Annotated in this window: 8 protein-coding genes and 1 tRNA gene; 5 read left to right on the top strand and 4 right to left on the bottom strand. The window is 70.9% G+C overall.

What is annotated here, in order from left to right; all coding sequences use genetic code 11:
* Window positions 1–74: 74 nt before the first annotated feature.
* From ABB55_RS11890 to ABB55_RS11875, 3 genes are all read left to right on the top strand, one after another.
* Window positions 75–4,520: a glycosyltransferase family protein gene (locus ABB55_RS11890; RefSeq protein ID WP_054358989.1), complete on the top strand. Its 4,446-nt coding sequence runs from the start codon at window positions 75–77 to the stop codon at window positions 4,518–4,520.
* A gap of 248 nt (window positions 4,521–4,768) precedes the next feature.
* Window positions 4,769–7,024 (top strand): class I SAM-dependent methyltransferase, encoded by a 2,256-nt coding sequence (locus ABB55_RS11880; protein ID WP_054358987.1) that lies wholly within the window; start codon window positions 4,769–4,771, stop codon window positions 7,022–7,024.
* 147 nt (window positions 7,025–7,171) lie between these two features.
* The gene (locus ABB55_RS11875; protein WP_054358986.1) at window positions 7,172–8,755 is read left to right on the top strand and encodes an alpha-amylase family glycosyl hydrolase; all 1,584 of its coding nucleotides are present in this window, start codon (window positions 7,172–7,174) and stop codon (window positions 8,753–8,755) included.
* On the opposite strand, the gene ABB55_RS11870 is transcribed toward ABB55_RS11875, so the two are convergent.
* Both ABB55_RS11870 and ABB55_RS11865 read right to left on the bottom strand, forming a co-directional pair.
* Entirely contained in the window at window positions 8,711–10,702 is a 1,992-nt protein-coding gene (locus ABB55_RS11870) for a glycoside hydrolase family 15 protein (RefSeq protein WP_054358985.1), read from the bottom strand. The genes ABB55_RS11875 and ABB55_RS11870 overlap by 45 nt on opposite strands.
* Window positions 10,703–11,069: 367 nt before the next feature.
* Window positions 11,070–11,159, bottom strand: a tRNA-Ser gene (locus ABB55_RS11865).
* Window positions 11,160–11,680: 521 nt separating this feature from the next.
* Here ABB55_RS11865 and ABB55_RS11860 point away from each other — a divergent pair.
* Together ABB55_RS11860 and ABB55_RS11855 are read left to right on the top strand one after the other, a co-directional pair.
* The gene (locus ABB55_RS11860) at window positions 11,681–12,340 is read left to right on the top strand and encodes a hotdog domain-containing protein (protein ID WP_054358984.1); all 660 of its coding nucleotides are present in this window, start codon (window positions 11,681–11,683) and stop codon (window positions 12,338–12,340) included.
* Window positions 12,341–12,681: 341 nt separating this feature from the next.
* On the top strand, window positions 12,682–13,206 hold the full coding sequence (locus tag ABB55_RS11855; protein ID WP_054358983.1) for a PaaI family thioesterase: 525 nt from the start codon (window positions 12,682–12,684) through the stop codon (window positions 13,204–13,206).
* A 126-nt stretch (window positions 13,207–13,332) separates the two neighbouring features.
* Here ABB55_RS11855 and ABB55_RS11850 read toward each other — a convergent pair whose 3' ends face one another.
* On the bottom strand, window positions 13,333–14,655 hold the full coding sequence (locus tag ABB55_RS11850; RefSeq protein WP_054358982.1) for a cobyrinic acid a,c-diamide synthase CobB: 1,323 nt from the start codon (window positions 14,653–14,655) through the stop codon (window positions 13,333–13,335).
* Window positions 14,652–15,482: a uroporphyrinogen-III C-methyltransferase gene (gene cobA, locus ABB55_RS11845; RefSeq protein WP_054358981.1), complete on the bottom strand. Its 831-nt coding sequence runs from the start codon at window positions 15,480–15,482 to the stop codon at window positions 14,652–14,654. The genes ABB55_RS11850 and cobA overlap by 4 nt, the downstream gene beginning before the upstream one ends.
* Between the last annotated feature and the right edge of the window lie 14 nt (window positions 15,483–15,496).

Genomic DNA, 15,496 nt, shown 5'->3' with positions numbered 1-15,496 from the left:
CATCATGGTCGGATGACGATTCGGTGGGGACCGAAGCGGCGCGGTCCGGGTCCCGCGTTGCGACGACCGGGCCGATGTCCAGCTGGGCGCTGGACGATCTGGCCGCGGCGCCGTCGATCCGAGGGGCCGTCGAGCAGGTTACGGCGGGCGGCGTGCGCGGCTGGTGCCTCTGGGCATCCGATCCCCGGGCGACCGTCGATCTGGAAATCTCGTTTCTCGGCGTACCGCTGTATTCGGGCAGGACGGGCGTCGGGCGTCCCGATATCGGCGACATCTTGGGGCGGGGTGCCGTCCCGGTCGGGTTCGAAATCGCCTGGGCATCGCTTTGGTTCCGCGATGTCGATACCGGCGCGCTGGCGGCCGAAGTGGCGCGCGCGCCGCATGCGCCCGCCGCGGTGTCCGTCCGGGTCGCCGCCGAGGGGCGGCCGTTTCTGCCCTGCCTGCCCAATGCCGACCTTGCCCTCTCCAATGCCGAAATGCTTGCCATCGTCCGGGAGCGGACGGCGCCGACCGGCGGCATCGACAGTGCCGACCTGCTGACGGTCGACGCGCAGATCTGCTGGCCCGGCAAGGAGCGGCCGATCACGATGGCGCTGATGGTGGACGGGCGCGCCGTCGCCACGGAGAAGACCGCCCCGCGCGCGTCCACGGACGGGATCGAACGGGTCCGGATCGCGATCCCGGCCGATCTGGTCGACGGAGGCACCCATCGGATCGGTCTTCTCGCCGTGGCCGAGCCGCCGGTCCCGGTCGGCGCGCCGATCGAGCTGCGGCTGTCGGTCGTCAGCGAGGCGGCCTGGTCGGTCCGCGGGACGCTCGTCGAGGGCTGGATCGTCGGGGCCTGCGATCGGGCGGTGACGCTTGATCTGATCGCCGACGGCAGCGTCGTCGCCTCCGTGCCGGTGACGCTCGAGGCCGGTCGGCCGGCGACCTTCGCCGGCATGCTGCCGCACCAACTGACCGACGGGCAGACGCATCGACTGCAGGTCGCCGTGGCCGGGGAACGGGCCACGCCCCTGAAACACGTCTCCGGGGGCCTGGAGGTGGAGTTCCGGCGCCGGATCGCGGCTCGGGTCGAGACGACCGCCAATGGGGCGATCCAGGGCTGGGCCTTCGACCGTCTGGCCCCGGATGCGGCCGTCGAGGTCGAGCTTTGGGAGGGCCCGGTCCTGCTCGGCCGGACGATGTCGAACCTGACCCGGTCCGATGTGAATAAGGCCTTCGGCCTGCAGGGCCCGCATGGCTTTGCGATGTCGATTCCGGCCCGGCATTTCGACGGGATGGTGCATCACCTGACGCTTCGCATCGGCGGCGAGGAGATCTCGATCGCGCCGGACAAGCGTCTGCCGAAGGTTCTGGCGCCGTCGCTGATCGCCGATCCGGCGCTGCGCTATGCCGGCCGCGTCGAGATTCTGTCCGCGCAGCAGGTCTCCGGCTGGGCGGTCAATCGCCTCGCGCCTTACGAACCGGTGTCGGTGTCGATCTTCGTCGACGGCGTCTGCGAGGCGGTCGTTTCCGCCGATCAGTTCCAGAAGCGCCTCCAGGGCATCGCCGGCTCGGGCTATCATATCTTCCAGTACAAGTTCCCGCTCCGTCTGATGAACAACAGCCTGCGGACCGTGGAGGTCTTCATCAGCGACGGGCATATTCCGCTCGAGGTCATCCTGCACGGCAAGCCGCCGGGCGAGCGGGCCCACAAGGGCGAGGTGTTCTTTCCGCTGATCGACTATTTCGGCGCCACCGCCGGCGCCCCGGCCTGCAACGATCCGTATCCGCACCGGCTGACCAACATCGTCGAGGGCCGCCCGAACCCGTCGCCGCTCCGGCCGGCCGGCTCGGGCGATCCCGAGGTCAGCTTCATTCTGCTGAACTGGAACGGAGCGCCGCTGCTCGATCAGATGCTCGAATCCGTTGCGGCACATATGGCCGGCGAGAGTATCGAACTGCTGATCGTCGACCACGGCTCGACCGACGACAGTCTGGCGGTCATCGAAAAGTATCGGGCGGCGCTGGATATCCGGGTGTTGGCCCGTGGAGCGAACTTCTCCTTCTCGGCGTCGAACAACTACGCCGCCGCGCAGGCCAGGGGGCGCTATGTCTTCCTGGTCAACAACGACCTGGTCTTCCCGAGCAACTGCCTGCCCACGCTTTTGTCCTGGCTCGAACAGGATGCTTCGGTCGGCATCGTCGGCGCGGGCCTGCTCGAACCCCTGCCCAAGGCCGGCGGCGGATGGCGGTACGCCTCGCACCATCGCGGCGTCCAGTTCGCACCGTTCGCGCGGGCGGGCGACGATCCGACCTTCGGGCCGATCGAGACCCACGACAACTACTCCGCCATCGGCGCGGCTCTGGAGGTGCCGGCCGTCACGGGTGCCGCCCTGCTGTGCCGGCGCGAGGACTTCCTGGCCGTCGGCGGGCTGGACGAAATGTATTTCTACGGCATGGAGGATATCGACCTCTGCATGCGCATGTCGCGCCATTTCGGCACGCGCATCATCTGCGACCTGACGGCGATCATCCTGCACAATCGCAGCTTCACCCGGGCGGGGCGCCTGGTGACCGGAAAGCCCAATCCGGTCCTGACCCATTCGACCAGCCAGAACCAGAACACCAGGCTGTTCAGCCGGCGCTTCAAGCGGCGGTTCGTGCACGCGTCGCTGGCTTCGGCGATCGAGAGCCAGACCCTGTGGCGCAACCAGCCGCTTCGCGTCACCTTCGTGGTCAGCGAGGTCTCTCTGGAGGCCCCGGCGGGCGATTTCTCCATCGCCCTGGAAATGGCCGAGGCTCTGCGATCGGGGCGCGGGTGGGAGGTCGTCTTCGCGCTTCCGGAAACGACCGACATGATCGGGACCGATGTCCTGGTCGTGATGCGCCCCGATTTCGATCTCGCCGCGGTCCGCAACGGAAATCCCGGCATGGTCTCGGTCGCCTGGATCGGAGACCGCGTCGACCGATGGCAGGAATCGGCACATCTGCAGGGCTACAATCTGCTGTTCTGCACCTCGTCTTCCGGGGTCGACGCGATCGCGCGGACCACGGGCCGGACGGCCCACCTCTTACCGCTCGCCGCCAACGAGGAGCGCTTCCATCCCGGAACGTCGGTGCCGCACGATGCCGCCGACGTCGTCTTCGTCGGCAGCCGCCACGATGGCCGGTCGCGGGCGGCCGTCGACCTGCTCGGCGAGATCAACCTGACCGGCGAGGTGGCGATCTACGGCTTCGGCTGGGATCGCCCGCCGCAACCGGCCGGACATTGGCGCGGGCCGCGCCGCTATGACGAGCTGCCCGAGATCTACGCCTCCGCCAAGATCGTCGTCGACGATTCCCGCCCGGACCGACAGGAATGGGGCGCGCTCAATGCCCAGGTCTTCGACGTGCTGGCATCGGGCAGTCTCGCCGTCACCAATTGCCGGGGCGGATCGCAGGATCTGTTCGGCGGCCGGCTGCCGACCTTTGCCGGCAGCGCCGAGCTGGCCAACCTGCTGAAGCGCCATCTCGACCACCCGGCCGAACGGGAGGCGCTGGCGGCGGCCCTGCGCGCCGAGGTTTTAGAGAAGCACACCTACCGGCACCGCGCCGAGACCTTCAAGTCGGCCTTGGCGGCCCTGGTGCGGGACAGCCTGCGCTTCGCGATCAAGGTTGCGGCACAAGGCGCCGATGACCGCGACGGCGCCGAAACCTGGCAGATGGCCCTCGGCCTGCAGCGCGCCCTGCATCGGGCCGGGCACTTCGCCCGCGTCGATCTCAGGCCCGATTGGGGTTACGGACAGTCGGCGGGCGACGACGTCGTCATCGTTCTGCACGGCGGCGGCGCGTTCGAGCCGATGCCGTCCAAGATCAACATCCTTTGGCTGACGGACGGCCCGGACGACCTCCCGTTGGCCGAATTCGACCGCTACGATCACGTCTTCGTCGCGTCGGCCGCCCTGGCCGACCGCCTGAAGTATCGCCTGGGCGACCGCGTCTCGACCCTGCTGCCCTGCGTCGACCCGGAGGTCTTCCGGCCGGTCGAGGCGGATCCGGAGACGGCTGCCGATGTCGCCTTCGTGGGCGGCGGCCACGGCGGGCGTCCGGCCATCGTCGATGCGGCGCTTCAGGCCGGGATCGCGGTCCGCGCCTTCGGACCGCGCTGGGACGGACAGGTTCCGGCCGGATCGGCATGCGGCATGTCGCTCGCCATGGAGGCGCGCCGCGCCTGCTATTCGGGCGCCGGGATCCTCCTGCACCAGCATTCGGCCAGCATGCGCCGGGAGGGCATCGTCTCGACCTGGCTGATGGAGGCCGGGGCCTGCGGCGCTGCGGTGATCTCCGACGACCTTGCCGGCCTGTCGGAGATCTTCGGCGATGCCGTCGCGGTCTGCAGCGGCGTCGAAGACCTGGAGGCCACGACGCGCGCGCTGCTGGCCGACGGCGATCGGCGGCGGGCGATGGGCGCCGACCTGCGCCGGATCATCGTGGAACGGCATTCGCCCGATCGGCGCGTGCAGGACATTCTGAAAGTCGTCGAGACCTTCCGGTGAGGGCACGAAGGCCCGGAATGGTTCACGGCGGCCGGCGCCGGCCTGTCCGGCCGCCCGCCGAGCCGGCATTCTCGCGGTCGTCGGTTCGGATCGAATCGGGCGCGTGCCGAAGGAACCGGCCGGCGACCGCACCCGCTTGGGGATCCGGCCGGGACTGATCGGCCGGCAGATGCCGGCCAGGACCCGGCGACCGCCGCATCGCCGGCACGCGACGCCCATCGGGGATGGGATCGGAGAGGATCTTTCGGATGCTGTTCAATCAGGTCTCGAAGCCGCAAGGCGATGCGGTCTTCATCCATGTCCATGTTCCGCGGACCGGCGGCACGTCGCTGCGCCGGCTGTTCGAGCGGACGTTCGGGGCCGAGTCCTTCATCTTCAACTACAATGGCGAGATCGAGACGGCGACAGTCGATCAACGAGATCGATGCCGGCTGATCAGCGGCCACATACCGTATGGGGTGGACAGGTACTTTTCGAAACCCTGCCACTACATCACCGCGACGCGCGATCCGATCGCCCGCTACCAGTCCCTCTATGCCGAGTTCCTCACCAATTCCAACAGCCGGCTGCACCATGCGGCCGTGCGCTACGGCATCGACGATTTCCTGCGCTTCTGCATCTACAGCGACGACGCCTATACGCTCCACCAGTTGGGCAACCTGCAGTGCCGGCTGATCTCCGGATCGAATGATTTCGAGACCGCCAAGGCGTTCATCGACAGCAAGTATCTGCTGGCCTGTCCGTTGCCGGAACTGGATCTGATGGTCGCCATGTTGGCGGAGGTCGCCGGAGCGGGCGCCGTGGGCGCCGTCGAGCGGGTGAACTGGTCGGCGCTGCGCCTGGAGGGGCTGCCGTCCCGGCTGGTCCTGTCGGACGCGTCGCTGGACCTGCTGTTCGAACATGACTCGGGCGATTTCCACCTGCACAGCTATGTGCAGCAGGCCTTTCGGAAGGTCGCCGAGACCTGGGTGCCGGATGGGGCGCCGGCCGTGGCGCCGGATGCGGCGCCGACACGGGCCGTTGCCGCGCCGGTGCCGACCCGGCCGGATCCAGAAGAGCAGACGATCCCGCCATCCGAGCTGCGCTTCATGGGCGAGGCCGATGCGGACTTCATGGGCATGGCGCTGTCGCTGGCCGACCAGGTCCGCACCATGCTGCCGCGCGAGATCGGCGACGATTTCGAGCTTCTCGATGTCGGCTGCGGCTACGGCCGCCTTGCCTATGGTTTGAGGGCGCGGGACTATCCCGGCCGCTACACCGGCTTCGACTGCCTGCCGCGACAGATCGATTGGCTGAACCGGAACTTCGGGAACCGCGATACCTATCGGTTCCATCATCTCGATCTCGTCAACGAACGCTACAATCCGACCGGCCGGCCGCTGGCCGACGTGAGCCTGCCGATGGCCGAGCAGTCGAGCGACTGCCTGGTCGCGCTGTCCGTGTTCACGCACATGTACGAACACGAAGTCGTCCAGTATTTCCGGCGATTGAAGACGCTGATCCGGGACGGCGGCCTGTTCATCGCGACCTTCTTCCGGCTTCCTCCCGGCTTCGCCCTCGGCGCGAAGTATCCGCAGGCCGTTTACGAACTGACCAAGCGGGTCTCGGAGAATGCCTTCATCGCGTCCGAGGACCAGCCGCTATGGGTCATCGCCTTCCGCGAGGCCTTCCTGTTGAAGCTCTTCGCGCGGGAAGGCTTCGAGGTCGTTCTGCAGCGCAAGGGCAAGTGGCTTTCCGGCGACAACGCCATGGGTCTGCAGGACTGGTTCATGCTCCGCAAGAAGCCGTCTCCCGGCTCGGACACGGTTCGCTTCACGCCGGTCGCCATCGGGGTCGAACCGGGGACCTGCCCGATCTGCGGCTCGACGGCTTTCGCGCCCGGGCCGGGCGGCCGCCTGGCCGCCAACGGAAGCAATCCGCGCTGCCTGCAGTGCGATTCGCTGGAACGTCACCGCAGCATCCGCACCATGGTCCATGGCCTGCCGATCGGGCTCCTCAATGGGCGGCACGCGCTGCTGATCGGCTCCGCCGGTTGGATCGAGCCCGGCTGGTTCCGATCGATCGACCGTCTCGACCTCGAGCGGCCGGAGGACCTTGCCGAGCGGCTCGCCGCGCTCCCCGACGGCAGCTGCGACTTCGTGGTGCTCGACCATGTCCTTGAGTTCGTCAGCGACGACCGGGCGGCTTTCGCGGCCTTGCGCCGGGTCCTGTCCGGGCGCGGCATCCTGCTGATCACCTTCGCCAATTCGGCACAGTCCGACCGAACTGTGGATTTTGCCGAGCCGACCGGCGCCTATGCGCGCCGGCACGCCTATGGCGCGGATCTGCCCCGTCACTTCGATCTCAAAGGCCACCGCATGCGCATGCTGGCCGTCTCGGTCGAAGACCCCGGCACCGGGGTCCGGGAGACCGCGCACCTGTTCTTTTCCGATCAGGCGGCGTTTCATCAGGTCCGACGCGTGCTGGGCGCCTCGAACGCCACCGGCGCCGACGGGAGCGAATGATCCTCGGTCAGGTCTTGCACGCGCTCGTCCGATCCGAGCCGGTCGCTCCGATCGGATCGTGCGCGGGCCGCGGGGGCCGCTTCCGACGGGGCCGGCGCGCGCCGACCGTATCGGCCGGGATGGTCCGCACGGAGGAGGGGAGCCGGAATGGCCGTCGGGACGCGGCCCTGGTGGGCAACCGGGGTTCTCTACGAGGTCTATCTGCGCTCGTTCCAGGACGGCAACGGGGACGGCATCGGCGATCTCGCCGGGCTTTCGGCGCGTGCCGACTACCTGGCCGCGCTCGGCATCCGGGCGGTCTGGATCACGCCCTTCCAGCCCTCCCCGATGGCCGATTTCGGCTACGACGTCGCCGACTATTGCGACGTCGATCCGCGCTACGGCTCGCTCAAGACCTTCGACGCCGTGCTCGACGGCCTGCGCCGGCGCGGCATCGGCACCATCGTCGACTTCGTTCCGCACCACACCTCGGATAGCCATCCCTGGTTCCGGGAGGCCCGGTCGTCGCGGTCCTCGCCGCGGCGGGACTGGTATCTCTGGCGCGACCCGGCGCCTGGCGGCGGACCTCCGAACAACTGGCTGAGCCAGACGGACGGCCCGGCCTGGACGCTCGATCCGGCCACCGGCCAATATTACCTGCACAGCTTTCTGCCGCAGCAGCCCAGCCTGAACTGGCGCAATCCCGATGTCCGGCGCGCCCTGCTCGACGCCATGGCCTTCTGGCTCGACCGCGGCGTGGCCGGGTTCCGGGTCGATGTGTTGCAGGGCCTCCTGGTCGATCCCGGCTTCCGCGACGATCCGCCCAACCCGCAGTGGCGGGAGGGCGATCCCGGTTTCATGCGCCTGGACGCGGTCAACAGCTCCAACCAGCCGGACGTGCTCGAGATCGTCGCCGAGATGCGCGCCCTTCTGGCCGCCTATCCGGGCGACCCGGTCCTGATCGGAGAGATCTACCGGCCCGTCGAGACGCTCGTCGCCTATTGCGGGACACCCGAGCGCGGCCTGCAGATGCCGACGAATTTCAATCTCTTTTCGACGCCCTGGCGGGCCGAGGCGATCCTCGATCTGGTGGCGCGCTATGAGGCCGCGCTTCCGGCCGGCGCCTGGCCGAACTGGGTCCTGGGCAATCACGACATCGGCCGGATCGCGACCCGCATCGGCCGCGCCCAGGCCGCGGTCGCGATGCTGATGCTGCTGACGCTGCGCGGCACCCCGACCCTCTACCAGGGCGACGAACTCGGCATGGAGGACGTGACAGTGCCCCCGGATCGCGCCCGCGATCCCTTTGCACGGTTCGGCGCAGGGCGTGGGCGTGATCCGGAGCGTACGCCGATGCCCTGGGACGAAGGCCCTCAGGCGGGCTTTTCGACGCAGACGCCGTGGCTGCCGCTGCCGCCGGCGGGACGGCCCCGCCCCGTCGCCGCACAGGCGCGCGACCCGATGTCGCTCCTGTCGCTGACGCGTCGGCTGGTCGCCCTGCGCAACCGCGAGCCGGCCCTCCAGCAAGGCAGCTGGACCGGCATCTCGGCCAGCGGCGGCGTCCTGGTCTACGATCGCCACCATGCCGGGCGGACCTTTCGGGTGGTCCTCAATCTCACCGCGGCGCCGGCCCGGATCGACGTGTCCGCCGACGGCCGAGCCGTCCTGTCGACGCATCGGATCGATCCGCCGGGGGTATCGGACGGGTCACTCGCGCTCGCGCCGGATGAAGGCGTCCTGCTCCGGCTCTGAGGGCGCCGCCGAACCGGACCCGGAACTGGACCCGGCGCCGGCTTCGGCCGCGGCCGCCGCGATGGCGAGATCGGTCTGCGCCAGGATGTAGAGGCCGGCGCCGTAGCCGACCATCGGGATCGACCCGGAATAGCGACCGGCCGGCGCCACGTCGTAGGTCTCCGGGATCAGGCCGAAATGCCGGATCGCCCGGGCGGTCGTGAGGTCGAGCAGCTGCCGGGCCCGGTCGAGCCGGCCCCGTCGGGCCGCCACGCTGGCGGCGCGGAGGTTGACGAAGCCCCATTCGGCCGAGGCATAGCTGCCGCCGCCGGCGCTGCGCCGGTAGCCGCCGGAGGCAACCCGCAAGGTTTCGAGCGCCGCATAGGTGCGCTGCGCGACCGGCGCTTCCGGGTCGGTCGCGACGCCGAGCGCGTAGAGTTCGAAGGCCGCGCCGTCGATGTCGGTTTCCGGGCTGGATTCGCGCGCGCCGCGCAGGTGGCCCGTGGCCGGATCGCGGAAGGTCTCCGGGATTGCGGTCGCGATCGCCTCGGCGAGCGCGGCATCGCGCGCGGCGTCCTCGGACCGCCCGCATCGGCCGGCCAGCCAGGCGAAGTCGGCCAGGCCGCGCGCGGCGGTCACGCTGGTATAGAGGAAGTGCCGCGCATTCTCCTGATGCACCTCCCAGATCGAGCAGTCCGGACGCATCACCGGCGCCTCCGTCTCGATCCGCGCCGCAATGGCCTCCGCCACCTCCTCGCGCAGGATGTCGTAGACGGGGCGTCCGTCCAACGGCGTGGCCAGCCAGGCGGCGTCGCCGCTGGTCTCGATCAGGATGCGGGTCGCCCACAGCACCAGACCCCAGCCGTCGGTTTCGATATTCGGGGTGGCATGGCCGGCATAGTCGGCCTCTTCCTGGCCGTCGCCGTAATAGCGCACGACCGAAATCCGGTATGGGATGCCGCCGACCCAGTCGCGGTAGCGCCCGGCGCGCCTGTTGCCGATCAGGAACTGCAGCGCGCGCCGGGCCTCGTCGTGATGGCCCATGGTGGCCAGCGCGGCGATCGCATAGCAGCCGTCGCGGACCCAGCCGATCGACCATTCGCCCGGCGCCAGCGAGGCGAGCATCATGCCATCCGCGGCCGTCTCCCGAACCTGCCCCATGCGCAGCACCGCCTCGCTCTGCCGCCAGACCGAGACGGCATCCGGCTGCGTCAGCCAGCCCGGAGCCGGCCGCCGCCACGCCCGCCACGCCTCCAGTTCCGCTTCGACCAGCGCCTCCGCATCGCGCTCCGCGACCCAGGCGTCGATCGCCGCGATCGCCGCCGCGCGATCGGATGCCGCATCGAGATAGGCGACCACGAAGCCCAGCGCCGGCCCCGCGCCGGCCATCGCGACCGGTGCCGTCGCCCGGCCACCGGCCGGACCGTCCCGCCGCGCCGTCGTTCGGCCGACGGCCCGATAGAGCAGCGCGCCCTCGCCCGGCCCCTGTTCGATCAGGAGATCCGGCCGGATTTCGGTATAGACCGGATCGCCCGGGCCGGCGACGATCTCGAACGGGCTCTTCCAGAACGGCTCGGCGACCGGGCGCAGCCCGAGACGGAAGGAGAGATCGGCGCCGGTCGACGCCGCGCCGGGGGCCTGCAGGCCGATCAGGACGGCATTGAGGGCCAGACCGAAGGGCGACACCACGGTCAGCCGCGCCGCGGCGGCGAACCGAACCCGGACGACATGGGTCTCCTCGACATAGCCGGCGTCCCGGACCGGCCCGGGTGCCGCGCCGTCGACGCTGAAGGCGAGATCGGCCAGCAGGTTGCGCCGTTCGATCCCGAAGCCCGTCGGGTCCGGCCCGGGGCCGAGATAGCGGTAGGGATGATCGAGAAAGGCGGTGACGCGGCCGGTCCGAGCATCGACCAGCGTGAAGTTCCGGCCGTTGCCGGTGGTCAGGGTGAAGTAGCTCCGACCCTCCACGTCCGCGCCTCCTCGCGCCCTGAGCCAGGTCCGACCGAAGCGACCCGCTCCGGTCGAAACAAGCGTGCGCAAACAAAAACACCGAAAGCGTCAACCGATCCCTTCGGCTCGGATCACGCTCCAACGGACCCCGCTGCGGCCGAGCCGGCAGAAGCGGCGGGGTCGCGGGTCCGGACGTTCATGCGTCGCGCGCGCCTTCGGCCGGGACCCGCACCGACACGGGGATCGGACGCGGCGCTGCCGGCAACCATAGCCGACCGGGCGGAGGGGAGGCGAGGGCAGGCTCAAGCCGAAGGCCGGAACCCGTCCGGCCGACCCGTGGCCTTCGAAGCTGCGATTTTCGTTGGAGCGACGGTCGCGAAGGGAATGGCGGAGAGGGTGGGATTCGAACCCACGGTACGCTTGCACGTACAACGGTTTTCGAGACCGTCCCAATCGACCACTCTGGCACCTCTCCGCAAGAAGACCCGGTCGACAGGCGGCGGAACCTACACAGAGAGATTCGGGATGGCAAGCCCGATCATGGCCGGTTTGGAACCTTTCCTGACCGGGGTGCGGATCGTGGCGCCGGCGCCACCGGGACCGTCGCGCGGCTGCGTCCGGGGCGGGCCAGAGGGGCCGTTCCGGCGTCGGCGGGCGGCCGGCGGCCGGCCGGCTGCGGGGCGGCTCAGGGCATCCGTCCGGGTGGCTTGCCGGGGCCGAGGCGGCAGCGCACCCTGGGCATGTCCTGATCGGTGCCGGAGGGGCGCGCATCGTGAGCGATGTCGAGGCTGAGGCGGCTCAGGGCATCCGTTCGGGCGGCTTGCCGGGGCCGAGGCGGCGGGGCACCCTGGGCCGTCCTGATCGGTGCCGGAGGGGCGCGAATCGTGAGCGATGTCGAGGCTGGGGCGGCTCAGGGCATCCCTCCGGGCGGCTTGCCGGGGCCGAGGCGGCGGCGCACCCTGGGCCGTCCTGATCGGTGCCGGAGGGGCGCGAATCGTGAGCGATGTCGAGGCTGAGGCGGCCGCGGGAGCCGGGCGGGCGGCGGATGGCGCCGGACGGGGGCCGGCCGGAGGGCGCGCCACCGGAGGGCGCCCCACCCAATCCGACCCCACCGAATCCGACCCGGCCGACTTCGACCCGAGCGGCTTCGACCCGGCCGCCGAGGGGTGGCATCCCGAGCCCTATGGCGACTTCGTCGCCCATATCGGCCCGCTCTGGCGGCGCGTGGACGGGGCCGAGGAGCAGATCGCCCTGCGGGTCGCGCCGCAGCATCTCGATCGCGGCGGTGCCGTGGCGGCGGGCCTGCTGCTCGCCCTGTTCGATCACGCGGTCGGGGTCGCCAGCTACCGGGTCGCCGGGGAGCAGGCCATGCTGGCCACGATCCAGCTCAATTGCCAGGTCCTGCGGCATGCCGGCTGCGGCGATTTCGTAGTCTGCCGCGTCGCCGTCGCCGGCATGGACACGACCGAGATCGTCCTGACCGGCGACTGCCGTGTCGACGGCGCCCCGATCCTGATCGGCAGCGGCATCATCAAGCGGGGGCGGGCGGGGTCGCGGGAGCGCAAGGCCGCCGCGGGTGGGGCGGATGCCGGCGTGCCGGGCGCAGCCGGGGCAGCGGTCCCGGAGCGCATCATCCGATCCGACGGAACCGGGTGATGCTCTTTATTTCGTTGTTTTCGTAGGTATTTCCAGATCAGAGCGGGCTGCACCGACCGGACCGTGCCTGAGGCGGTCCGACCGCCTGGCGGGATCCCGGAGCGGCCGCAGCGCAGGAGCCGACGCGACCGCTCCGGCGCGCGGTGCGGCCCGAGACCGGCATTCTGCGCCCACCGGCTTCGGGGACCAGCCCCTGGCGAGAAAGGCCGGCACCGCCGGACCCGACCGTTCGGCCGGCTTTTCATCGGCCTGCGGCCATGATCGTATCGGCCCGGATGCCGGGGCGGGGTCGCGTGGCGCGGGCCGCGGGCGAGGGAGCCGGTCGGGGGCGCAGGCGAGCCGTGAGCAGAAACGAAATCCTCGAGCCGTCCCGGCCGGATCGCCTCGGCGGCGTGCGCGGCGGCGAGGCGGCCCTGCCGCATGCCGGCTACCGGATCATGCCGCTGCCCGACGCCTTCACGGCGGCCGTCGGCCCCTACTATGCGCGCGTCGATGCCGGCCGGCCGCTGATCGGGCTGCCGCTGCGCGACATCCATGTCAGCGTGCGCGGCTTCTGTCATGGCGCGGTGATCACGGGCCTGGCCGATCTGCAGTCGCTGGCAGCGAGCTACACGGTCGGCATGCACGATCGCTTCGCCGCCACCATGTCGCTGACGGTCGACTTCATCGCACCGGCCGGTCATGGCGATTTCCTGGAACTGAGGACCGACCTGCTGCGCTCCAGCCGGCAGTTCCTGTTCACCCAGGCGCTGGTGGTCAAAGCCGACGGCGCCTTGGTGGCGCGCACCAGCGCGGTCTACAAATGGGATCCGGCGCCGCACGAAACCCCCGACATCGTCCGGCGCCTGTTCGAGCCGTCCGCCTGAAGGCGGAGGGCCTTGATGTGTGGGTGTGGTCTGAGGGGTGGGCGGCCTGAGGGGGGAGCGCCTGAGCGTTGGGCGTCCGGGCCGGTGGTGCGTCGGCCCGGCCGGCGATTCGCCGCTGGGGCATGATCACCCGCGCGCGATGGCGTGGAAGAAGCTGCCCGAGACCCGGCCGCGCCGGCTGCCGGCCGGGGCCGGAGCGGCGCCGTAGGCGTCGGTGACCGTCGCGAAGGCCGGATCGGTGCCCGGATCCGCGATGGTCGCGTAGTGGAACTCGTGGCCCTTCAGGACGGTGCCGGCCGGGCCGAGCGGTCCGTCGGCCAAAAGCGTCGCCGTCCGGTAGCCGAGCGTCATGCGGCGCCGGGCGAAGCTGGTCGCCACGTCGAGCAGGCCCGCCATCGGATGGGCGACACCGTCGGCATCGGTCAGGCTGCGGCCGAGCACCATGTAGCCGCCGCATTCGCCATGGACCGGCCGGGTCTCGGCGAAGCGGGCGAGGCCGTCGAGGAAGCCGCGCGCGGCGGCCAGCCGGCCGGCATGCAGTTCCGGATAGCCGCCCGGCAGCCAGCAGGCGTCGCAATCCGCAGGCGGGGCCATGTCGTCGAGCGGCGAGAAGAACACGATCTCGGCGCCGGCCAGCCGCCAGCCGCGCTCCAGATGCCCGTAGAGGAACGTGAAGGCCGCATCGCGTGCCACGGCGATCCGCTGGCCGGGCGGCGGCAGCATGGCGTCGGGCGCCGCGGCCGGGCCGGCCTGCGTCCTCGCTGCCGTGGCGGCGGCGACGATGCGGTCGAGATCGACATGGGCTTCGATGAGATCGGCCATGCGGTCGAGGATTGCGGCGAGACCGGCGGTCTCCTCGGCCTGGACGAGGCCGAGATGGCGTTCGGGCAGGACGACGGCGTCGGAGCGCGGCAGGCTGCCGAGCACCGGCAGGCCGATCGCCTCGATCGCCTCGGTGGCGAGGCGTCGGTGGCGCTCCGAGCCGACGCGGTTCAGGATCACGCCGGCGATGCGCAGGCGCGGGTCGTAGCGGGCGCAGCCGAGCGCGACCGCGGCGGCGGATTGCGACTGCCCGGAAATGTCCAGCACCAGGAGGATCGGCCAGCCCGTCGCCGCCGCCACGTCGGCCGAGGCGCCGGAGCGGCCGGGGCCGGCCGGCACGCCGTCGAAAAGGCCCATCAGGGCCTCGGCGACGATCAGATCGGCGCCGTCGCCGGTCGCGGCCGCAAGGGCGGCGACGAGGTCCGGCGGCATCGCCCAGGCATCGAGATTGAGGCTCGGCCGGCCGGTCGCGGCGCGGTGGAAGGCCGGGTCGATATAGTCCGGGCCGCATTTGGCGCCGGCGATCGCGAGCCCGCGCCGGGCCAGGGCGCGCATCAGGCCGAGCGTCACGGTGGTCTTGCCGCTGCCCGAGCGCGGCGCGGCGACCAGGAGGCCGGGCGCGATCATGCGCCGGAACCCGGTTCGACCGCGTCCGGGCCGATCGCGAAGGGCGCCAGGGCGGCGCGCAGGCCGACGATCGAGCCGATCGCCACGATGGCCGGCGCCTTCATGGCGGCGGCGGCGACCTCGGCCGCGCAGGTGTCGAGCCGGGCGACCAGCACGCGCTGGCGCGGCGTGGTCGCGTCGGTGACCACCGCGACCTCCGTGTCCGGCGCCATGCCGCCCTCGAGCAGGCGCCGGGCGATGGCGTCGAGATGCGTCATGGCCATGTAGAGGATCAGCGGCGCGCCGGTCGCCGCGAAGGCCGGCCAGTCGGCATGGCTGGCGGCGGGGCCCTCCGCGCCGGCGGCGGGGTGGCCGGTCATCAGGATGACGGCATGGTTGGTGCCGCGCGTCGTCGCGGGAATCGAGGCCGCCGCGAGGCCGGCGAGGCCGGACGTGATGCCCGGCACGATGTGGAAGCGGATACCGGCCGCGGCCAGCGCGAGGGTCTCCTCGCCGCCGCGCCCGAACACGAACGGGTCGCCGCCCTTCAGGCGCAGCACGCGCTTGCCGGCGCGGGCATGGGCGATCAGCCGCTCGGTGATGTCGGCCTGGCTGTGCGAGGGGCGTCCGCCGCGCTTGCCGGCATAGTCGCGCTCCGTGCCGGGAGGCGCGAGCGCCATGACGCCGTCGCCGACCAGCGCGTCATGGACGATCACGTCGGCCTGGCGCATGGCCTGCAGGCCGGCCAGCGTGAACAGGCCCGGGTCGCCCGGCCCGGCGCCGACCAGCCAGACGGTGCCCGGCTCGAAGACGGGAAGGTTCGGCACGAGGGCGTCGAGATCGGTCATCGGCTCTGTCGGAT

Origin of the sequence: Prosthecodimorpha hirschii (genome assembly GCF_001305515.1) — a bacterium.
Taxonomy (GTDB): domain Bacteria; phylum Pseudomonadota; class Alphaproteobacteria; order Rhizobiales; family Ancalomicrobiaceae; genus Prosthecodimorpha; species Prosthecodimorpha hirschii.
This window is presented reverse-complemented; position numbering and strand designations above follow the sequence as displayed.